We start from the raw sequence: 21,630 nt of genomic DNA, 5'->3' as shown, positions 1-21,630 counted from the left end.
ATGTCCGTCATGAGCACGGCATAGGCTGCGCCCGGGGGCACCCCCGGGCGTGACACGAGGGCTGACGATCCCAGGATCCGACGATCAGGAGCGAACCATGACAGAGGCGTTGATCAAGGGAGTGGGCGGCAAGGAGCCGCGGATCGACCCGACCGCCTTCACCGCCCCGACCTCCGTGGTGCTCGGCGAGGTCACGCTCGGCGCCCGCGCCAGCGTCTGGTACCACGCGGTGCTGCGGGCGGACTGCGGCCCGATCGCGATCGGCGAGGACTCCAACATCCAGGACAACTGCACGGTCCACGTCGACCCCGGCTTCCCCGTCTCGATCGGGGACCGGGTGACCGTCGGCCACAACGCGACCGTGCACGGCTGCGTGATCGAGGACGACGTGCTCGTCGGCATGGGCGCGACCGTCCTCAACGGGGCCCGGATCGGCGCCGGCTCGCTCGTCGCCGCCCAGGCGCTCGTCCCGCAGGGGATGGAGATCCCGCCGGGCTCGCTGGTCGCGGGGGTCCCGGCGAAGGTGCGCCGCCCGCTGACCGACGAGGAGAAGGCGGGGATCCGGCTGAACGCCGAGATGTACCTGCACCTCGCCAAGGGCCACGCCGAGGCCTTCGAGGACTGAGGCCCGCACGGCGGAGGGCGGCACCGCACGACAGGAGCGCCGCCTCACCGTACGGCGGAGGGCGGCACCCCGTCGGGGGCCGCCCTCCGTTCCGTACGCGTGCGGTCCGCGCTCAGTCCGTCGCCGGGACCGGCTCCGGCTCCGCGGCCTCGGCCCGCTGCGCCGCCGCCTTCCTGGCGCGGTTCCGGACGACCAGCATCGAGGCGATGCCGATCAGCACGGCGAGGACGAGGCCCAGCCAGGAGAAGCGCTTGAGCCAGGCCTCGGCGACGACGCCGACCGAGTAGATGACGGCCGTGGTGCCGCCGGCCCACAGGATGCCGCCGAGGACGTTGGCGATGAGGAACTTCCAGTACGGCATGTGCAGCACGCCCGCGAGCGGCCCCGCGAAGATGCGGAGGAGGGCGATGAAGCGGCCGAAGAAGACCGCCCACATGCCCCACTTCTGGAAGGAGCTCTCGGCGAGCCCGATGTTGGCCTCGCTGAAGTGCTTGGGGAACTTCCCGCCCAGCCAGGCGAGCAGCGGCCGCCCGCCCTTGCGGCCGATCGCGTATCCGATCGAGTCGCCGACGATCGCGCCGGCGGTGGCGCAGGCGCCGAGGACGTACGGATTGATGTCGCCGTGCTGCGAGGCGAGCAGGGCCGAGCTCACGAGCACGATCTCGCCGGGGAGCGGGATGCCCAGGCTCTCCAGCCCGATCACCACCGCCACAAGGACGTAGACGGCGACCGCGGGGATCGTCTCCAGCCACTCCTGGACGTGCAACGCGCTTCCTCCCGTATCGGCTGCTCAGCTGCTCGATGGCCCGGACACACCTCGACGGGCACGCCGTCGAAGCCTACCCCGGCCGGTGGGACGAGGCCCTCGACGAGCACCGCCCCCCCCATACGGACGCCCCCGCACCCCGGAGGGTTGCGAGGGCGGCGTGCGGCGGGGCCGGGGATCAGGCGTTCGGGCGGAGGGTCCACACGACGGTCATCTCGCCGGTCACGGCGCCGTCCTCACGGGTGATGTCGATCCGCACCGGGAACTCCGGTCGCTGTCCGGCGTCGAGTTCGGCGACGACCTCGGCGGCGGGGCGGCCGAGGGTGGCGGTGGCCGTGACGACGCCCATGGCCAGCTTCTTGTAGCCGATCTCGGCCTTGACGGCGAGCGGGACCGCGCGGCTCAGCTGGTCGCCGAAGGCGGCGAGCACTATGGCGCCGCTGGCGGACTCGGCGAGGGTGAACATCGCTCCGGCGTGCGGGCCGCCGACGTGGTTGTGGTAGGCGGGCTGGTCCGGGAGGCGCACGACGGCGCGCTCGGCGGTGGTCTCCAGGAACTCCAGGTTCAGGGTTCCGGCCATGGGCACCGTGGCGGCGAGCATCTCGCCGACGGACATCTGGTCTGCGCTCATGGACCGTGATGTTACCCGCGAGTAGCAGCCTTGGCCATCCCCTGTTCGCGCCCGGCCCGGGGGCGGGCGTGGTCGAGCCGCCCCCGCACCTCTATGGTTACTGGCCATGTGGCCAGGACAGCAGCCGCCCGGGGGCGAGCAGAACCCGCAGGACCAGAGTCAGAACCCCTACCAGCAGTCGGGGTACCAGCAGCCGAACCCGTATCAGCAGCCGCCGACCCAGCCCGGGTATCCGCAGCAGCAGCCGGCGCAGCCCGGGTATCCGCAGCAGCAGCCGGCGCAGCCCGGCTACCCGCAGCAGCCGCCGGCGCAGCCGGGCTACCCGCAGCAGGGGTACGCCCAGCAGCCGGGTCACCCCAACCCGTACCAGCAGCCGACCGTGCCGCAGCAGTACGCGGTGCCCGGCCCCGGACAGCCCGGCGGGCCCGGCGGCGGGAAGAAGACGACGCTCGTGGCGATCGTCGCCGCCACCGCCGTGGTCGTCGCGGCCGGAGTCACCGGTTTCCTGGTGCTCGGCAAGGACGACGACCAGAAGGACACCGCCGACGATCCCAAGCCGTCCGTCACCGCCACCGCCTCCGCGGACCCCTCGTCCGCCCCGGCGCCCGACCCGAGCCAGTCGATCGCCAATCCGCGCGACGGCGCGGCGCAGCAGCCGACGGTCCCCGGCTGGAAGGTCGTCTACAACCCGAAGTACGGCACCCTCTTCGACGTACCGCCGGAGTGGGAGGTGCACAAGCCGGGCTCGATCACCTTCTTCGAGGACGAGAAGAAGGGCGGCGGCGCTCCGCTGGTCACGATGTCCAGCCCCACGAGCCTCAAGACCAAGTGGTGCGCCTACGACGTCGACAAGAACGGCACCGCCGAGACCTGGAGCCTGGCCACCGCCGGCACCAAGGGCGGTCAGGGCGCCAAGGACACCGCGACCGCCGCGCGCGGCGAGGCCGGTACGTGGGTGTGGGGCGGCTACGCGCAGCACATGCCGCAGAGCACCATCAAGATCACCAAGTCCGTGCCGTACACCACGAAGTCCGGTCTCACCGGCAGCCTGGCGACCGCCACGGCGCCGGGCGTCAAGAAGCGCAACAAGTGCGAGACGGACGGCAAGTCCTACGCCTTCACCTTCAAGAACACGGCAGGCGACTTCTCGACCTGGGTGCTCTACGGGGCCGACGGCGTCAAGGACGAGCTGCCCGACACGACGATCCGGCAGATCCTCTCCACGGTCCGGCTCGCCCCCTCCGGGTCCTGACCGCCCGACCGCCTGACCGCCGGGGCCGACCGCCGTGTCGGCCCCGGCGGTCGGCTCTCCGGCGGTGACGGGCCCCGGGACAAATCCGGTTGGCAGTACGGGGAGGAGCCGGGGATAGTCCCGGGGTGACATCACCCGCCGCCTCCCCCCGCCAGGCACCGTCCCGCCCCCGCCGCCCCGAGTGGGCCGGCCGCAACTACCTCCTGCTCACCGCCGCCACCATCGTGACCAACCTCGGCACGCACGGCGCGCTGATCGCCACGACCTGGGCGGTCTTCGACGCCGGGGGCGACGCCGGGGACGTGGGTCTGGTGGCCATGGCGCGCTTCGCGCCGCTGGTCCTCTTCCTGCTCATCGGCGGCGCGGTGGCCGACCGGGTGCCCCGGCACCGGGTGATGGTCGCGGCCAACGCCCTCAACTGCGTCTCGCAGGCCGCCTTCGCCGTCCTCGTGCTCTCCGGCGAGGCACGCGTCTGGCAGATGATGGTGCTCACCGCGCTCTGCGGCACCGGTCAGGCCTTCTTCAACCCGGCGGCCGAGGGCATGCTCATGTCCAGCGTCAGCGGGGAGCAGGCGAGCCGTGCCTTCGCCGTCTTCCGGATGGCGATGCACGGCGCCGCCATCGGCGGTGCGGCGCTCGGCGGCGCGCTCGTCGCCTTCGTCGGACCGGGCTGGGTCCTCGCCATCGACGCGGTCGCCTTCGCCGTCGCAGGCGGCCTGCGCGCCTTCCTCGACGTGAGCGGCATCCCGGACCGCGCGCCCGGCGGCGGGCTCTTCGCGGATCTGCGGGAGGGCTGGCGGGAGTTCGTCGGCCGGCCCTGGCTGTGGTCGATCGTCGCGCAGTTCTCGGTGGTGGTGGGCCTGATCGGCGCGGTCGAGTCCGTGTACGGACCGCTGGTCGCCCGGGACGAGTTGGGCGGCTCGCGCCCCTGGGGCATCGCGCTCGCCGCGTACGGGGCGGGGACGGTCGCGGGCGCCGTCCTGATGACCCGGTGGAAGCCGCGCCGGATGCTCTTCGTCGGGACCTTGTGCGTCTTCCCGATCGCACTGCCCTCCGCCGCGCTCGCCGTGCCGCTGGACGCGGCCGGTCTGACGGCGGCGATGTTCGTCAGCGGGGTGGCGATCGAGGTCTTCGGCGTCTCGTGGATGACGACCATGCACCAGGAGATCCCGGAGGAGAAGCTGTCCCGGGTCTCGGCCTACGACTGGTTCGGCTCGACAGCGCTGCTGCCGCTGTCCACGGCCCTGGCGGGCCCGGCGGAGAGCGCGTTCGGCCGGAGCGAGGCGCTGTGGGGCGCGGCGGCGCTGATGGTGCTGGTCACCGCGCTGGTCCTGTTCGTGCCGGACGTACGGAACCTGACGCGCCGCCCGCACACGAAGGAGGTCGCGGGCGCCCCCGCCCCCGGCGCCTCAGCCGATGCCGAAGGCGCCCTCCGGGGGAGCGGGTGACGGGACGGCCCCGGCGTCGAGGACCGGCTGTGCGCCGCCGGTGAACCGGTCGAGCGTCTCCCCGTACTCCACGCGCGCGGGGAAGGCGTCGGCCGCCGCACGCCGCGCGAGGCGGGCAGTGTCGATCTCCCGCCCCGAGGCGATGAGCACCGCGTTCCCGAAGCGGCGGCCGCGCAGCACGGCGGGCTCCGCGACGAGCGCCAGTTCGGGGAAGACGACGGCGAAGGTGGCGAGCTGGGAGCGGAGGAAGGCGAAGGGCGCGCCGTCGGCCAGGTTGGCGGCGTAGAGACCGCCGGGCCGCAGGACGCGCCGGACCTCGCGCGCGTACTCGACGGAGGTGAGGTGCGCGGGCACGCGCGAGCCGCCGAAGACGTCGCCCACGATCAGATCGGCCGAGGCGTCCGGCGCCGCCTCCAGCCAGGCGCGGGCGTCCGCCGCGTGCACGGTGGTCCCCGAGCCCTCGGGCAGCGGCAGGTGCTCCTCGACCAGGGCGAGCAGTCCCCGGTCGGCCTCGACCACGTCCTGACGCGAGCCGGGCCGGGTGACGGCGACGTACCGGGGCAGCGAGAGCGCCCCGCCGCCCAGGTGGAGGACGTCGAGGGGCGCGCCGGGCCCGGCGGCGCCGTCGACGACATGGGCGAGGCGCCGCGCGTACTCGAACTCCAGGTACGCCGGATCGTCCAGGTCGACGTACGACTGGGGTGCGCCGTCGACCGTCAGGAGCCAGGCCCGCTCCCGGTCCACGTCGGGCATGAGGCGTGCGGTGCCCTGATCGACCTCGCGGATGACGGGGATGTGCTCGTTCACGCTCTCATTGTCACCCGGCTCGTCACCCGGCCCGCTCGTCACCCGGCCCAGACGGCGGCGACGGCCTCGGCGTGGGAGGCGGCCTGGGCACGTCCGGCGCGGGCCGCGGCGGCCCGGTGCGCGGGGTCCAGCGCGTTGTGCCCGATCGCCTTGCGGGAGGCCTCGTCGGGGGTGATCACCTCGACGCGCGCCCCTGCGGCGGCGAGGTCGGCGCCCTGCCGGGCCGGGGAGAGCACGACCTTGCCGCCCCGGGCGCTGGGGGCGATGACGACGATCCGGTCGTGGCCGACGGCGAGGTGGGCGTTGGCCGTGGAGTGGATGCCGCCGTCGATCCAGCGGCGCCCGTCGATCGTCGCCGGGGGCCAGACGCCGGGGACGGCACAGCTCGCGGTGACGGCGTCGGTCAGCGGGACGCCGCTGTCCTCGTCGTACGCGGCGAGTTCGCCGGTCTCGGCGTCGACCGCGGTGATCAGCAGCGGCCGCGCGGGCCAGTCGGCGGCCCGGCCGAGCCGCCGGGCGACGGTCGCGCGGCGGTCCGCCTCGGCCACCGTGGGGGCGGCGAGGGCGAGCCGGCCGAGCCTGCGCCCGTACTCCTCGGGGGTCCGGGAGCGCAGGACGGCAAAGGCGTACCGGAGGATCGTGGGGATCCCGAGCCGTGCGGCGGCCTCGGTGGCCTCCCCGTCGAGCTGCTCCTCGTACAGGGCGTCGAGCCCGCCCCGCCCGGAGGCGAGCCGCGCCCCGACGACGGCCCCCGCGGAGCTGCCGACGATCAGATCGGCGGTGGTCAGATCGATCCCGGCGTCGAGGAGCCCGCGCAGCACCCCGGCCTCCCATCCCGCTCCGACGAGCCCCCCGGCCCCCAGGACCAGCGCCGTCCGCTTCCCCGTTTTCGTCATGTACCGATTCTGGCGCAGGAGTTGATCCGGCCCGGGACCGGGGTGGGGTCAGAGGTTCTTGAGGGCCTCGCGGACGGAGAGCGGGGGGAGACGGGAGCCGTGGGCGGTGACGAAGGCGCGGACCTCGGCGGGAGCCGTCCTGCCGTACTCGCGCAGGCTCCAGCCGATGGCCTTGCGGACGAAGAAGTCGGGGTGGGCCGAGCGGCGCAGGCAGTGGGCGAAGAGCCGGTCCGCGTCGGTGGCGTCCTTGAAGCGCAGCTGGTGGAGGAGGGCGGTGCGGACGACCCACAGGTCCTCGTCGTCGATCCACGCGTCCATCTCGGTGGCCAGGGCGGGATCGGCCGCGACCAGGCCGCCGACGACATGGGCGGCGAGGTGGTCGACCGTGTCCCACCAGGAGACGGTGGTGACGAGCCGGCGGGCGACCGGCAGGAAGCCCGAGGAGCAGCGCTTCACGTACCGGCGCAGGTAGTCGACGGCGAAGTAGTGGTACTCGCGCTCCGGGAGGGCGAAGCAGCGCAGGGCGATCGCGGCGCAGTCGGTCTCGTCGGGGCGCGGGGTGCCGTCGAGGACCGTGCGGGACAGGGCGCGGCGCTCGGGCGTGCGGATGCCGAGGAAGGGGGCCGCGCCCTTCATGTACGCGACCATCTCCTGGGCCCGGAAGGGGTTCCCCGCGGCGGGGTAGACGGCGGTGAGCCGCTCCAGGACGGTGTCGGCGAGGGCGCTGGCGGGCGGCGGCGCGGTGTCGGTCATGGGGCCTCTCGGTAACGGCGCACTCGGGAGCACGCCCGGACGGATCCCGGGAGCACGCCCGGACGGACATGACGCACATTACGGCGCTCCTACGGACGCGTCCGTTACTCTCCCCGAATGCTCGCTCCCGTCCCCCGGCCGCCGGGCTCCCTCGCCGTCCGCTGTTCCCGGGCCCTGCTCTCCCCCCGCTCGCGACTGTCGCTGCTCGCGCTCCTGCTGCTCACGGCCGCCTCCCTCGTGGTCCTCTACGAGCCGCAGCGGATGCTCGCCTCGGGCTGGCCGCCGCACACGAGCGGTGCCGGGGCGGTGCTGCTCTTCGGTCTCGCGTACGGGGTGTGCGCGGCGGCGTTCGTACCGCGTCCGGTGCTCAACCTGGCGGCGGGCGCGCTCTTCGGTGCCGCGGCCGGTCTGACGGGGGCGCTCGCGGGGACGGTGCTCGGCGCGGGGATCGCGTTCGCGCTCGGCCGGTTCCTGGGTCAGGACGCGCTGCGGCCGCTGGTGCGGGGCCGCTGGCTGACGGCGGCGGACGGGCAGCTGAGCCGGCACGGGTTCCGTTCGATGCTGGCGATCCGGCTGTTCCCCGGGGTGCCGTTCGCGGCGGCCAACTACTGCGCGGCCGTCTCGCGGATGCGGTACGTCCCCTTCCTGGTCGCGACGGCGCTCGGCTCCCTGCCGAACACGGCGGCGTACGTGGTGGCGGGCGCCCAGGCGGGTTCGCCGGGCTCGCCGGCGTTCCTCTTCTCGGCGGGGTTCATCGCCCTGTCGGGCCTCGGCGCCGCGGTGGTGGCCTGGCGCAAGCGGCACGGCCTGCGGGCCGCCGCCGGCGGGGCTGCGGCCGGGGAGCCCGATCCGGTGCGGGAGACGGCGCTCCGGTAGCGCCACGGGCCTCGCCACGGGCCCGTCATCTTGGGCATGTACGCTGCGCACGACCTTCTGACCGCACACGTACATAACGGGACGGCCCTAGCCCCATGAGTTGGTTCGAATCGTTCATCCTGGGACTCGTCCAGGGGCTGACGGAGTTCCTTCCCATCTCCTCCAGCGCGCACCTCCGCCTCACGGCGGCGTTCGCCGGCTGGGAGGACCCGGGGGCGGCCTTCACCGCGATCACCCAGATCGGCACGGAGGCGGCGGTCCTGATCTACTTCCGCAAGGACATCGCCCGGATCGTCTCGGCCTGGTTCCGCTCCCTCACGAACAAGGCGATGCGCTCCGACCACGACGCCCAGATGGGCTGGCTGGTGATCGTCGGCTCGATCCCGATCGGCGTCCTCGGCGTCACGCTCAAGGACCAGATCGAGGGCCCCTTCCGCGACCTGCGGATCACGGCGACCACCCTCATCGTGATGGGCGTCGTCCTCGGCATCGCCGACCGGCTCGCCGCCCGGGACGAGATCGGCGGCCGGCACCGCGCGATGCGCGAGCGCAAGACGCTCAAGGACCTGGGTGTGAAGGACGGCCTGATCTACGGCGTCTGCCAGGCGATGGCCCTGATCCCGGGCGTCTCCCGTTCGGGCGCGACGATCTCCGGCGGTCTGTTCATGGGCTACACCCGCGAGGCGGCGGCCCGGTACTCCTTCCTGCTCGCCATCCCGGCGGTGCTCGCCTCGGGCGTGTTCGAGCTGAAGGACGCGGGCGAGAGCGGCCACGTCTCCTGGGGTCCGACGATCTTCGCCACGATCATCGCCTTCGTCGTCGGCTACGCGGTGATCGCGTGGTTCATGAAGTTCATCACCACGAAGTCCTTCATGCCCTTCGTGATCTACCGCATCCTGCTCGGCATCCTGCTGATCGTGCTGGTATCGGCGGGCGTGCTGAGCCCGCACGCGGGCGAGTCCGCGGGCTGACCGGGCCAGTACACCCGGCGCCGATCGGGAGCAGCGAGAAAGGCCCGCACGGCCTCGGCCGTGCGGGCCTTTCTTCCATGGGGCGGGACGCCGGGCGGCGGCTGTCCTCACCGAGGTGAGGACAGCCGCCGCCCGGGTCGTGCCGGGAGGTGCCGGATCAGCCGTTGCCGCGGTGGAACTGCGGGGCGTTCGCCTCCTTCATTGCGGCGACGGTGTCCATGACGCCCTGGTGGAACTGCTCCCGGGTCATGTTGGAGCCGTACCTCTTGAACATGTCGATGCCGCCGCGGACGCTGGCGATGTCACCGGCGTCGGTGTCTCCGGTGAAGATCTCCATGCCGGGGAACGGCGCTTGGGGGCCGTCCTCCAGGCGGCCCTCACCGAAGCCTGCCGCCATGCCCACGAAGCCGTAGTGCACGTTCGACCAGATGTCGTAGTACATCTCGTCGCCGGTTCCGGGGATCATGAAGTTGTAGTCCGACGAGGTGCTCAGGCCCATCATCGCCGCGAGCTTGGGCTTGTGGTCCCAGTCGGCCCCCGCCCTCACCTTCTTGAACCAGAGGAAGGTGGCGACGGCCTCCGCGCCGGCACTCGTGACCGGGTCGTCGCCCACGGAGAGGCCGTCGGAGATCGTCTGGAAGGTGCTGGACCGCAGGTTCCGCATGATCTCCTCGTACATGTAGTCCTCTGCGATCTTCCAGCGTGCCGCGCCCAGCAGACGTGCGGCGGCGTGCTCCTTGGCCACACGCTCGGCCTTGCGGGCCTGGTTGTAGGCCTTCTTGGCCGGTGACATATGGCCCGAGTGTCCGAACAGGGGCTGGTTCGGAGCGACGTTCCACGCCCCGTTCTCGTCGGCTTCGTCCTCCATCCGCAGCGCGTGGTCCATGCAGTACGCCTGGGTGCAGTTGTTGGAGCCGTCGCCGATGACACCATCGGTGTCCCCGAAATGGTCCTTGGTGGTCTTCACTCCCGCGCAGATCCCGTCCTTTCCGCCGCCCGGCGAACCGTGCAGGCACATCCGGCCGTCCGGGTCGGAGTTGGTGACGGGGTTGTTGTCCGCGTACGCGTAGCCGTTCCAGCTCTGCGGGTCGCCGCTGTTCAGCAGCGGGTCCGTGCTGATGAAGCGGCCCGTGCCGGGCTGGTACTGGCGGGCGCCGAGGTTGGTCAGGCCCGTCGCCGTGTCCTTGGTGCCGCCGACGAAGCCCTTGTCGCCGGCCCACGCCGACGGCTGGGTGCCGCGCGCGTTGCCGAAGGGGTCGGTGGGGCGCCGGGTGGCGGTCAACGTGGACAGGTCGATGCTGAGGCCGTTGGTGCCGTGGTGGTCGGCGGTCTGGACGACGAACGCTCCGGTGGCGGTGCCCGCGCCCGTGCGGACGATGGTCATGCCGCCGGGGATCGGGTAGTAGCGGGTGCCGGTCTGCGTCTTGTTGGCCGAGGCGGTGTCCACGGTCAGCTCGTCGGTGCCGAGGCTGATCGTGGTCTTGCCCGGGTTGCGGCGGACCAGCTGGTTGCCGTCCGCGTCGTAGACGTAGGTCGTGGTGGTGTCGGGGACGGTCCACTTCTGTCCGGTGGGCACCGTGGTGGCGCAGTCGCCGAGGACGAGGTCGGTGCCGTCGGTGGTGACGTCGCCGGGGACGGCGAGGCAGCGGCCCGAGGCGGGGTTGTAGAAGGTGGTGTCGGGACGCGCCGTCCAGGTCTGGGCGGCGGTGCCGTCACAGGGCTGGATCTGGACCGGCGAGCCGGCCGCGGTGCCCATGGCCTGCAGGCACTTGTCGGCGGTGGAGAGCCGGTCCCGGGCGGTGGCGAACCGCTGCCCCGCGCCGCTGTTGCAGGTGTAGATCTGCACCGGGTTGCCGTTGGTGGTGCTGCCGCCCTGCATGTCCATGCACTTGCCGCCGATGCCCTTGATCTGGGTGGCGGTGGTGAGCGAGGCGAGCTTGCCCTCGGTGTTCCAGGTCAGGCTGCTGGTGCCCGCCTTGCCGGCGCGGAAGGACGTGGTGTTGCCGACCGCGTCGTACTGGAAGTTGTCGTTGTTGGTGGTCGTCGCCGTCTTGGCGGTCGACGTGAGCAGGGCGTGCGGGCCACCCGTGCCGCCGCCCGTGGTGGGGGCGGTGGTCGGGGTGTTGACGGTGCCGGGGGCGTTGAACGTCTGGGTGGTGGTCACGTCCTTGGTGGTGTCGCCTGCCGGGTCGTGGCTGACCTGCCGGGTGCGGTTGCCCGTCAGGTCGTAGCCGTAGTCCTGCCAGTACGGTGCCGGGCCGCCGATGTTCGTGGCGGTCGGCGTGGTCGTGGCGCAGCCGCCCTGGTCCTGGGTCTGTCCCGCCTCCGGGGCGGTCAGGCCGCCCTTGTCGGTCCAGGCCGTCGTGAGCCGGCCGAGCGCGTCGTAGGTGAAGCACTGGCGGTCGGTCTGGGACGGGGTGTTGTCGGCGATGCCGGTGATCGAGGTGACCTGGCCGGCGTCGTTGTAGGTGTAGCCGGTCTGCTGGACGGCGCCCGTGGTGGACGTCTGCTTGTCGACGAAATGCTGCTTGACCCGGCCGGTGGCCTGGTCGTAGTCGGTGGTGGAGACGACCTGCGTGGCCCACGGGTTGACGGTCGAGCGGATCGGACGTCCGAAGGCGTCGTACTCCGTCTGCGTGTCGTACGTCGTCGCGCCCGCGTACTTGAACATCTGGCCGTAGTCGTTGTACGAGTACACGACGTCGTCCATCGGGAGGCCGCCGAGCGCCGGGAGCACCGTCTCCTTGGGGCTGCCGGTGATCTTGTCGTAGACCGTGCTGGTCGTGTACGAGAACGTGCCCGAGGCCAGTCCGGCGTCCGTGCCGGGGATGCTCACCGTGGATCCGGTGACGCGGTAGCCGTCGTCGTACCCCTTGATCGTGGTGGTGTACGCCTGGCCGCCGGTGCCGCCGACGTAGCGCGTCGACGAGGCGGGCTTGCCCTTGCCGGCCGTCGCGGTGTCGAAGGTCCACGCCGCGAGCTGCTTGTCGGCGGTCGGGGCGGTGCCGTCGAACATGCCGGCCTTCCGGCCGATCAGGTCGTAGGTGAAGGTGACCGTCTGGCCCTTGCCGTTGGTGGTGCTGCCGAGCCGTCCGGCGGCGTCCCACGTCTGCGTGGTCGTGCCGGTGTCGGGGTCGGACGCGCTGATCTGGCGACCGCGCTGGTCGTAGCCGTATGACCAGGTGTTGCCCACCGCGTCCTTGCGGGTGAGCGGGCTGCCGTCCACCGTGTACGTGTAGCGCGTGACGGTGGCGTCGGCCGGCAGGCCCGTCGCGGTGGGAGTGGTGTACTGCCACAGCTCCGTGGTGCGGCCTCGGCCGTCGGTGAGGGTCGTGGTCGGCGCGGCGCCCTTCGGGGGCACGACGTCCGTCCGGTCGACGCCCTTGAAGTCGGTCGTGGTCCGGGACTGCTCCACGCCCAGCGACCAGGAGGCGGTGACCACGGCGCGGCCCAGGCCGTCGTACGTGGTGCGCGTCTGCGACGGGATCGTGCTCTCCGCCGAGGGCAGCAGCGTGCCGGTCGGGCCCGACACGCCGTTGTACCAGGGCGCGTTGGCCGTCCTCGTGCGGCCCTGCGAGTCGAGCAGCGTGTCGGAGACCAGCCGGCCGGTGTAGGCGGGGTTGGCCGGTGACGTCTGCGTCTGCCGCGTCCGGGCGAAGCCGTCGAGGATGTCGACGCTCTTGACGTAGACCGGTGTCTCGCCGTCCTTCGTCAGCTTGTCGGTGGTGGTCGTCGACGGGACACCGGCCTGGTTGGAGACCGCGTACCCGAACGTCATGTTCGCGTTCGGGTTGGCCGCCGGGGTGCGACCGGGCAGCCAGACGCCGGTGAGCCGGCCGAGCGCGTCGTACGTCTCCGTGGTCGTCTTGAGGTTCTGGTCCTTGACGGTCAGGGCCAGGTTGCGCCGGACGTCCATGGTGGTGACGCTGTCCCAGGTGCCCGTCGAGCCGGGCACGGGGGCGGCGACCGTCAGCGTGGAGGGCAGCTCGCCGGTCGCGGCGGGCGTGTACGAGGTCGTGGTGACGGCCCCGTCCGGGTGCTGGGTGTCCTTGCTGTTCGGGTCCTTGACCGAGGCGGTCCGGCCGTAGGCGTCGTAGGTGGTGATCGCGGTCGGCACGAAGAAGGGCGTGCCGTCCGCCTCGTAGCGCTCCAGGACCTCCGCCTTCGTGGCGTCGCCGGTGGCGGCCGCCTGCCCGTTCGGCAGGTTGTCGTAGGAGGTACGGGTGCGGGCGACGGTGTTGGCGGCCGTGGCGACCGCGGTGCAGGCGTCCGTGCCGGAGACCACGGTCTGCTCGGCGACCAGGCCGCTCACCTGGGCGTCGGGGCCCGTGGCGTAGCCCGCGCGGGTGCACAGGTCCGGGAGGCCCTCGGCCTGTTCCAGGGTGGTGACGGCCCGGTTGTTGTGCGTCGGGTCGGTCGTGGTGGTGGTGACCGTGGACCGCCAGTTGCCGTCGGCCTTCTTGCCCTGGTCGGTGACGGTGCTGGTGGTGGCGGTGTAGCGGGCGACGAGGTCGGGCAGGCCGGAGCCGCGCGCGTGGGTCGCGGTCGTCACCTCGCCCGAGGCGGCGGAGACGCTGCGGCTGACGACGCTGCCGCCCGCCTGGTCGTACGTCTCGGTCTGGAGCACCTGGCCGCTGAGCCAGTCGTTGTCGGGGACGGACCGGCCGAGGGCGTCCGTGAGCTGGACGCCGCGGGTGGAGCCGTCCTTGCGGACGTCACCGTTCATGCCCTGCCGGTAGGTGGTGCGGGTCTGCGACTTGGGGCCGTCGTTGCCGCTGCCGGTGGTGGCGGTCACGGTGGCGAAGCCGCGGAATTCGCCCCAGGTCCGGGACTTGGGGTCGGTGAACTCGCTGTCGTCCCGGTGCCAGCCGGCCGGGCCGTAGGCGTAGCGGCTGGTCTTCTGCGGGGCGTCGGTCGTGGTGTCGTTCTCGGTGATCGAGGCGACGGTGTAGTGGTTGAACCAGTCGAGGACGGGGTCCGAGCCGGCGACCGAGCCGGGCGGGGTCCAGCGGACCGGGTAGCAGGCCATGGTGTTGTCGTCCTCGGCGGACGGCATCACATGGTTCAGGCGCGAGCACGCCGGCAGGTTGTAGTCGACGTTGAGGACGCCGCCGGTCTCGTTCTTGATCTGCTGGATGCGCGGCCGGTCCATCAGCGGCGGCGCGGGGACGAGGTCGGTGCCGTCGACCCGGTTCGCGAGCATCACCGGGACGAAGGTCACCGCGGGCAGCGTGATCGCCGGGCTGCCGGCCTTGCCGGTGCGCTGGATCGAGTCGAGCCACAGGGCCTTCTGGCTGGTGGCGTCCTTCGGGTCGGGGAACGAGTGCTTCAGGACGTAGGAGTCGACGTCCTGCCAGACGTTGTTCACCCGGACCTGCGTCAGGACGGAGGCCAGCCGGCGGGTGGTGAAGAAGGTCGGCGACAGGTTGGAGCAGGTGCCGGAGCCCTTGCACTCCTGGTCGACCGGGACGTCGGGCCAGTTGTTCTTGTTCGCCTCGGTGCGCTGCGAGGGGTCGCAGACGGCCGTGTCGAGGCAGCGCTCGGCGGTGCCGAGCGTCACCCGGACGGCGGGCTGGAGGCCGCCCTTGGCCGCGACCTGATCGGACAGGCGCTGGCCGTAGGCGACCGAGGCCAGGGTGTTGGCGCGGGTGTACGCGGTGAGCGTGCCGGCGCCCGGGTTCTGGCCGCCGCCCCGCGCGTAGTAGTTGGTCTCGGGCGCCCAGGTGTACGTCGTCAGGTTGCCGTGGGCGTCGACGACGTGGTCCAGCTGGAGGCGCTGCCACATCGTGCACCAGGAGGCGTTGCCCTTGGCCGGGTCGTAGCACGGGTCGCCGGACTTCGGGGAGTACACGGGCACGCCGGAGACGGAGTTCGTCGCCGGATCGCTCTTGTCGCCGCCGGGCAGGTGGTTGACGCCGAAGTAGTAGACGGTGCCGGCGGTGTCGGTGACCTTGGCGTAGGCGCCGTCCTGGACGCCGTTGGCGGCGCCCGAGCCGAACTCGATCTTCGTGCCGTCGTCGTTCTTCAGCCGCCACACACCGGTCGCCGCGTCCGTGCCGGCCGCACCGGTGGCGACCCGGACGAGCGGCCCGGAGTGGCTGCCGAGCGAGAGGCTCGTGTTGAAGCCGCCCCAGCACAGGTCACCGGAGTGGGTGATGCCCGCCTTGTCGCAGGGCTTGTAGGTGCGCTCGATGAAGCCGGGGTTGAGGTCCCAGCCGTCGCCGATCCAGGACGCCTGGGCGTTGGTGGCGGAGGTACGGCCGTCCACCGAGGAGGAGTCGTAGCCCAGCGCGAGGGACGGCGCCTGGCCGCCGAGGGCCGGCGGCAGTTGGAACGGATAGCTGTAGGTCAGCGCGCCCGAGGAGCCACCCGCCGCCCAGGCCGAGGACGGCGTGAGGCCGGACGCCTTGTAGTCGCCGCCGCCGCCCGCGGAACCGGTCTCGGCGGCGAGCAGCATCGGAGCGCTGCTCGGGGCGCTCGCGCCGCCCGCCGACGCGAGCAGCGGCGAGCGGGTCGCGCCGCCGGTGACCCGGGCGGGCGCGGCCGCCAGGGCGGGCACGGCGAGGTCGGCGGTCAGCCGGCCGGTGGCCTTGTCGTAGTGGGCGGCCAGCGGGGTACGGACCCGGCAGGACGCCAGCTCGGGGGTGGTCGCGGCACACGCGGGCAGCGCCACCAGGCGGCCGCGCGCAGCGAACTGCCCGCCGGTGGCGCGCTGGAGCTCTGCCAGGTCGAGGCCGACCTGGACCGGCACCGTGCCGTGCGCGTCCCGGCCGGTCGCGGCGTCGACCGCGGCAACGGAGAACAGGAGGCCGTGCACGCCTGCGGCGCGGGCCGCCGTGCCGTCCTCGCGTACTACGGTCACCGCGGGCAGCGGGGCCTTGGGCGCCTTCGTGGCGGGGCCCACCCACACGGGGAGTCGTCCGGCGCGGGCCGGGGCCTTCGTGGGCAGCGCGGTGCCGCTCAGCGCGGTGACGGCCGGTAGGGCGGCGGCCGCCGTGGCCCGCTTCGGCACCGCGTGCGGCGGGGCCACCGGGCCGCGCTTCTTCGCCGTGGTCCCCGGTATCGAGGCGGTGTGGGGCAGCGGCGTCTTCGGCGGCTGCCAGATTCTGTCGAAGTCCAGCTTCACCGGAGCGGCCTGGGCCGCCGGCACTGCCAGAAGGGACGCCGTCAGGGCGACGATCAACGGAACGGTCGCCCGTGTCCGTGAAAGTCGCCCGGTTCGGCGCATGCCAAAGCGTGGCATCGCTCATCCCCCGTTGAAAGTTGAAAGTAGGCAAGGGCCGTTCGACCCTGCTGGTCGACGGCGCAATCGGACGGGAAGGTAGCAGTCGCCACAACCGCCCGTATCCCATGAGCAGGTGAAATTCGGACGTGTTCTAGATCACGTCATGTGCAATTCGTGAAGGCTGCACACAAGATGGACACGGTCGGCGTGGCTGATTTTGTTCGCTGGCCATGCCCCTGCCAAAGTGCCCCCGATCTCTGCGCGCAACGCGCCGGGACCACGCACATGCATGGGGGATACACGAGCATGTCCACTGCACCAAGAACCGGGCGACGAAGGCCCGTTGCGGCCGCCGCCGTCCTGGCGATGTCGGCCGCGCTGCTGGCCACCGCGCCCTACGCGGCACAGGCCTCACCCTCGCCGCGGCCCGATCCGTCGGCCTCCCCGGCCGCTCCCACCCCCTCCCGGGGCAGCACCGAGCGCCCGAAGCCGACGGCGGCCCGCACCGCCGCGGAGAAAGCGAAGCTGAAGGCCCGGGAGACCGGCAAGGACGTCCAGGTCCCGGAACTCACCGACGAGTTCAGCACCACCGTCGTCACGCCCCAGGGCAAGCTCCGCACCGAGCGCAGCCTCGAAGCCCAGCGCATGAAGGGCAAGGGCGGAGGCTGGGTCACCCTCGACGACACCCTGATCACCCGCGCGGACGGCACGGTGGCCCCGAAGGCCGCCGACTCCGACCTCGTGCTCTCCGGCGGCGGCACCGGCCCGCTGGCCACCATGACCACCGAGGACGGCCAACAGCTGTCCGTCTCCTCTCCGTTCCCCGGCGCGCTGCCCAAGCCGGTCCTCAGCGGCAACGGCGCCCTCTTCGAGAACGTGGCGCCCGACACCGACCTGAAGGTCACCGCCACCAAGTGGGGCGGCTACGCCACCGTCGTGATCCTGCGCAGCCCGACCGCGGCCACCGTCCCGGCGGTACGGAACCTGGTGTTCCCGGCGGAGACCAAGGGCCTCACCCTCGCCAAGGACAAGGACGGCAACCTCACCGCCGGCGACGGCCGCGACACCGTCTTCCGCGCACCCGCTCCGGTCATGTGGTCCGCGAAGGAGGCCCGACGGCCGGCCGCGCGCGGCGGCAAGTACGCCGACATGGACGCCTCCGCGCCCATCGACAAGGCCAACGGCGCCGTCGACGGACTGAGCAGCCCCGACGGCCCCGGCGCCCGCGCCACCGTCGCCAAGATCCCCGTCACGCAGGCGAAGGCGACCGGCGCGGCCGGCAAGGGCCGCGGCGCCATCGCCCTGGCCCCCAGCATGGACCTGCTCGACGGCGCGGACACCAGCTACCCCGTCTACATCGACCCCGCCTGGTCGCGCGACTCCCGCGGCAAGCAGCACCACGCCTGGGTCATGCAGGCGTGGACCGGCACCGGCAACTTCGACCGCTCCGGCTCCAACGACCGGGACCGCCCCGGCTCGGGCTACCAGGGCTGGGAGTCCCCGAACGGCATCGAGCGCGCCCTGTTCGAGTTCGACGTCAACGGGTACTACGGCTCGACCGTCAACTACGCCAACCTGCGCGTCAACCAGTACATCTCCTCGGACTGGTCCTGCTCCACGACGTACCCCGTGAACGTCTACCGGGCCCGTGAGTTCGACGGCTCGGTCTCCTGGAACAACCACGAGGTCCGGGAGTGGCTGGACGGCAAGTGGGTGCCCGGCAACGGCACCAACTCCGCCTGCTACAACGACATCCCCGTCGACTTCAACGTCACCGGCGCCATGCGGGACGCGATCCGCGACACCAGCAAGCCGCTCGCCTTCGTCCTGCGCGGCAACGAGGGCTCCGGCGACAAGATGGGCTTCAAGCGCTTCAGCTACGACGCCACGCTCAGCACCGAGTACGACTTCCCGCCCAACACCCCGGACAACCTGCGCGCCAACCCGGCCCCGCGCCGCGTCGTCGCCGGCGACACCCAGGCGTGCGGCGGCGTTTCCGCGTCCTCGTACGGCTGGGTCACCGACACCCACACCGACCTGATCTCCCGGGTCAGCAGCCCCAACCAGGGCCAGCTCACCGAGTGGGTCGACGTCTGGGACGAGACCGCGGGCGCGACCGCGCACCAGGGCTGGTCCGGCTTCGTGTCGAACTGGTCGGAGGCCACCTACTCCCTGCCGGTCGGCATCCTGCAGAACGGCCACAACTACGCCTGGGCCACCCACGGCGACGACGGCCTGCTGCGCGGCCCTTCCAGCACCACCTGCCACTTCGCCGTCGACATGACCCCGCCGGTCATGGCCTTCGGCCAGTTCACCGACCCCGCCACCCAGTACCCGCCGGCCGGCAACGGCCAGATCACCAATCTGCGCCTCGGCGACACCGGCTCCATCCCGATCTCCGCGTCCGACCCGAGCCCCGGCGCCGGACTGCGCTCCTCGGGCCTGGCCTGCGTCCAGTGGGGCTTCGACCCGCAGCTGGTCGGCGCCCAGCAGACCTGCGGCAGCCCCCTCTCGGTGAGCGGCATCAGCGTCAAGCCCACCCACTGGGGCACCAACATCGTCTACGCCCGGGTCCTCGACGAGGCGGGCAACTCCTCCCAGACCCTTTCGTACGCCTTCTACGTGCCGTGGAAGGACGGCCCGGTCGCCTTCGGCGACACCACCGGTGACGCCCGGCCCGACATCCTGATCCCGGACAACAACGGCAACCTGGTCACCCACGGACGCGCCACCGACGGCAGCAGCACCAGCATGCAGCCCAGCGGCACCGCCGCGACCGCCCTCCAGGCGCCCGAGGTGTCCACCGGCCGCACCTGGAAGGACTACCGGATCGCGCACCGCGGCTCGCTCGACCCGGGCCGCAACGTCGACGACCTGTTCGTCCACCGCGAGCCCGCCACGGTCGGCGCTCTCGGCGGCAGCGACCTGTTCGCCTACGACAACACGCTGTCCGACCCGGGCCGCTTCACCCTCGGCACCAAGCACACCGTGGACAAGCCGGACTGCGACGCGGCGTACGCGAGCTCCTGCACCGGCTACCACAACGTCGGGACCTGGCAGTACTCCAGCCAGATCACCCCGACCGGCCCGTCCCGCACCACGCGCACGCCGAGCCGCAAGGTGTCCGACGCGACCGGTCTGCTCGCCGTCGAGTCCGGCAAGCTGTGGTTCTACCCGGTCAAGTCCAACCAGACGCTCGCCCCGCCGACCCTGGTGTCCGGCAGCGGCGACTGGGACGACAAGGACCTGATGGTCCCGGGCAACACCCTGAACCTGTCCACCGCCACCACGGCGGACACCGCCCCGGCCCTGTGGGTGCGCAACCGCACCAGCGGCGACATCTTCCAGTACAAGCTCGCCACCGCCACCCGCACCGACGACCTCGGTCTCACGTACACCGTGTTCACCGGCGTCACGGCGCAGCCCGCGACCCGCATCGGTTACGGCATCACCGGCTCCGCGTACCCGCGCGTCGGCTCCGACGGCGACGTCACCGACGGCGGCGCCGGCGACGACGGAGTGCCGGACTTCTGGGCCCTCGACACGGCCGGCACGCTGCACTCCTGGGCGGCCACGGTGAACGCGGGCGCGGTGAACGGCTTCGCCGGCTACCAGGTGCGCGGCAACACCCAGGCACCGACCGTGCAGTGGCGCCTGGACAACAAGAAGTCCGTCCCGGCCGGCAACGACGCCACCGAGGCGAACATCGGCTACGCCCCCGACACGGTCGACGGCCGCCCGGCCACCGTCGCGGTCTTCAGCGACACCCTGAAGTCGAGCCTCACCGCACCGGACAAGGTCGTCGACACCCGGCAGAGCTTCACGGTCAGCACCTGGGCGAAGATGGACAAGCCCGACGGCGTGATCGTCAGCCAGGACACGACCCACGGCAGCGCGTTCATGCTGTGGGCGGACTCGGGCAACTGGCGCTTCGCCGTCGCCCGCGGTGACGACGACGGCTGGCCGTACGACTTCAACGCCACGGTCACCCCGGCCAACGCGTTCCAGGCCGGCGTCTGGACCCAGCTGACGGCGACGTACAACGCCACCACCGGTGCCATGAGCCTGTACGTCAACGGCCGGCTCGCTTCCAGCGGCTTCCACGCGGCGGGCACCAGCCCGGCGCCGAGCGGCAAGCTGGTCATGGGCCGCTACAAGTACCAGAGCCAGCCCAGCAACTGGCTGGCCGGCCGGGTCAGCAACCTCGCCGTCTACCAGGGCTACACCCCGCAGGCCACCACGGCCGGCAGCCCGATCCGCTTCGCCCCCTCCCCGGACATCTGCGTGGACGCGCCGAACAACAACAGCGGCAACGGCATGCATCCCCAGCTGTGGGGCTGCAACGGCTCCGACGCGCAGAAGCTCAGCGTGAACGCCAACGGCACGCTGACCCAGCAGGGCCAGTGCGTCGCCGTCAGCGGAAACCAGACCACGTCGCAGAGCGCCGTGATCTTCTGGCAGTGCCTGGGCGAGGGCGGCCAGCAGTGGCTGCCGCGTGCCGACGGCTCGATCTACAACCCGCAGTCGGGCCGCTGCCTCGACGTGCCGTGGGCCAACCGCAACTGGGGCACCGTGTTCCAGCTGTTCGACTGCAACGGCACCCCGGCGCAGCAGTGGAACGTGCCCACGCTCTTCACCCCCGTGCTGCCGGTCAACCCGTAGCACGCCCGCCTGACCGCATCACCGCATGACCGGGCGCCCCGTCCCCACGGACGGGGCGCTCGCGCGTGTCCGGCGGCCTCAGTCCCGGTAGGGCACCCTGGCGATCTCCTCGATGCCGCCCAGGGTGCCCCACTCGTTCTTGCCGAGCCGGGTCAGCGGGCGCATCAGGGTCATCTCGGGGTGGCCGTCGACCATGACGGACTCGTCGACCGCCGCGTGCACGACCCGGCCGAAGACGACCGTGGAGTCGCCGATCCGCAGCGTGCTGTGCAGCTCGCACTCCAGGGCCACCGGCGACTGGGCGACCCGCGGCGGCTTCACCCGCAGGCTCGGCTCCCGCTCGATGCCGCACGCGTCGAACTCGCTCACCCCGCGCGGGAAGTCGGTGGCCGTGGCGTTGATCCGCTCGAAGAGCCCCTCGGGGGCGAGGTTCACCACGAACTCCCCCGTCTCCTCCACGTTGCGCAGCGAGTCCTTGCGCCCGACCGACGTGAACTGCACGACCGGCGGCGCCACCGAGGAGATGGTGAAGAAGGAGTGCGGGGCGAGGTTGTCCGTGCCGTCGGCCGAGGCCGTGGACACCCAGGCGATCGGCCGGGGCACGACGGTGGCGGTCAGCAGCCGGTAGAAGGAGGTGCGGTCGGTCAGGTCGGGATCGATGTTCACGCGCATGGCGGCCAGTATGACCGGCGGCGGCCGCCGCACACCCCTTGGCCCC

The 21,630-nt window shown here is 72.2% G+C and carries 13 protein-coding genes; 6 read left to right on the top strand and 7 right to left on the bottom strand.

Going from position 1 to position 21,630, the window contains the following annotated elements; translation table 11 throughout:
* The first annotated feature begins 97 nt into the window (after positions 1-97).
* Positions 98-625, top strand: coding sequence for a gamma carbonic anhydrase family protein (locus BLW86_RS31940; RefSeq protein ID WP_093877237.1), 528 nt, complete (start codon positions 98-100; stop codon positions 623-625).
* 112 nt (positions 626-737) lie between these two features.
* Here BLW86_RS31940 and BLW86_RS31935 read toward each other — a convergent pair whose 3' ends face one another.
* Together BLW86_RS31935 and BLW86_RS31930 are read right to left on the bottom strand one after the other, a co-directional pair.
* Positions 738-1,391 carry a DedA family protein gene (locus BLW86_RS31935; protein WP_093877236.1) on the bottom strand — a complete coding sequence of 218 codons (654 nt, stop codon included), beginning with the start codon at positions 1,389-1,391 and terminating at the stop codon, positions 738-740.
* Between the two features lie 178 nt (positions 1,392-1,569).
* On the bottom strand, positions 1,570-2,022 hold the full coding sequence (locus BLW86_RS31930) for a DUF4442 domain-containing protein (protein ID WP_177181806.1): 453 nt from the start codon (positions 2,020-2,022) through the stop codon (positions 1,570-1,572).
* A gap of 106 nt (positions 2,023-2,128) precedes the next feature.
* On the opposite strand from BLW86_RS31930, the gene BLW86_RS31925 reads away from it, so the two are divergent.
* Positions 2,129-3,274 (top strand): DUF8017 domain-containing protein, encoded by a 1,146-nt coding sequence (locus BLW86_RS31925; protein WP_093877235.1) that lies wholly within the window; start codon positions 2,129-2,131, stop codon positions 3,272-3,274.
* A 125-nt stretch (positions 3,275-3,399) separates the two neighbouring features.
* On the top strand, positions 3,400-4,722 hold the full coding sequence (locus tag BLW86_RS31920) for an MFS transporter (RefSeq protein ID WP_093877234.1): 1,323 nt from the start codon (positions 3,400-3,402) through the stop codon (positions 4,720-4,722).
* Here the strand turns inward: BLW86_RS31920 and BLW86_RS31915 are convergent.
* The 3 genes from BLW86_RS31915 to BLW86_RS31905 are packed head-to-tail and all read right to left on the bottom strand — an operon-like array spanning position 4,684 to position 7,178.
* Complete coding sequence (locus BLW86_RS31915; RefSeq protein ID WP_093877233.1) at positions 4,684-5,529, bottom strand: spermidine synthase; 846 nt, start codon at positions 5,527-5,529, stop codon at positions 4,684-4,686. The genes BLW86_RS31920 and BLW86_RS31915 overlap by 39 nt on opposite strands.
* A gap of 38 nt (positions 5,530-5,567) precedes the next feature.
* Positions 5,568-6,425, bottom strand: a complete 858-nt coding sequence (locus tag BLW86_RS31910) for a patatin-like phospholipase family protein (RefSeq protein WP_093877232.1) — start codon at positions 6,423-6,425, stop codon at positions 5,568-5,570.
* A 48-nt stretch (positions 6,426-6,473) separates the two neighbouring features.
* Positions 6,474-7,178: a DNA alkylation repair protein gene (locus tag BLW86_RS31905; RefSeq protein WP_093877231.1), complete on the bottom strand. Its 705-nt coding sequence runs from the start codon at positions 7,176-7,178 to the stop codon at positions 6,474-6,476.
* Positions 7,179-7,295: 117 nt separating this feature from the next.
* On the opposite strand from BLW86_RS31905, the gene BLW86_RS31900 reads away from it, so the two are divergent.
* Together BLW86_RS31900 and BLW86_RS31895 are read left to right on the top strand one after the other, a co-directional pair.
* Positions 7,296-8,054 carry a TVP38/TMEM64 family protein gene (locus tag BLW86_RS31900; RefSeq protein ID WP_093877230.1) on the top strand — a complete coding sequence of 253 codons (759 nt, stop codon included), beginning with the start codon at positions 7,296-7,298 and terminating at the stop codon, positions 8,052-8,054.
* Between the two features lie 95 nt (positions 8,055-8,149).
* Complete coding sequence (locus BLW86_RS31895; protein WP_093877229.1) at positions 8,150-9,025, top strand: undecaprenyl-diphosphate phosphatase; 876 nt, start codon at positions 8,150-8,152, stop codon at positions 9,023-9,025.
* A 157-nt stretch (positions 9,026-9,182) separates the two neighbouring features.
* On the opposite strand, the gene BLW86_RS31890 is transcribed toward BLW86_RS31895, so the two are convergent.
* Positions 9,183-16,175, bottom strand: coding sequence for a ricin-type beta-trefoil lectin domain protein (locus tag BLW86_RS31890; protein WP_143060291.1), 6,993 nt, complete (start codon positions 16,173-16,175; stop codon positions 9,183-9,185).
* Between the two features lie 381 nt (positions 16,176-16,556).
* Here BLW86_RS31890 and BLW86_RS31885 point away from each other — a divergent pair, with 381 nt between their 5' ends.
* Complete coding sequence (locus tag BLW86_RS31885; RefSeq protein WP_143060290.1) at positions 16,557-20,912, top strand: ricin-type beta-trefoil lectin domain protein; 4,356 nt, start codon at positions 16,557-16,559, stop codon at positions 20,910-20,912.
* A gap of 78 nt (positions 20,913-20,990) precedes the next feature.
* Here BLW86_RS31885 and BLW86_RS31880 read toward each other — a convergent pair whose 3' ends face one another.
* A complete protein-coding gene (locus tag BLW86_RS31880; protein WP_093878976.1) occupies positions 20,991-21,584 on the bottom strand; it encodes a flavin reductase family protein in 594 nt (197 codons plus the stop codon).
* Positions 21,585-21,630 lie beyond the last annotated feature (46 nt).

Origin of the sequence: Streptomyces sp. TLI_105, assembly GCF_900105415.1 — a bacterium.
Classification (GTDB): Bacteria; Actinomycetota; Actinomycetes; order Streptomycetales; family Streptomycetaceae; genus Streptomyces.
Note: the sequence above shows the minus strand (reverse complement) of the source record. Positions and strands in the feature narration are given on the sequence as shown.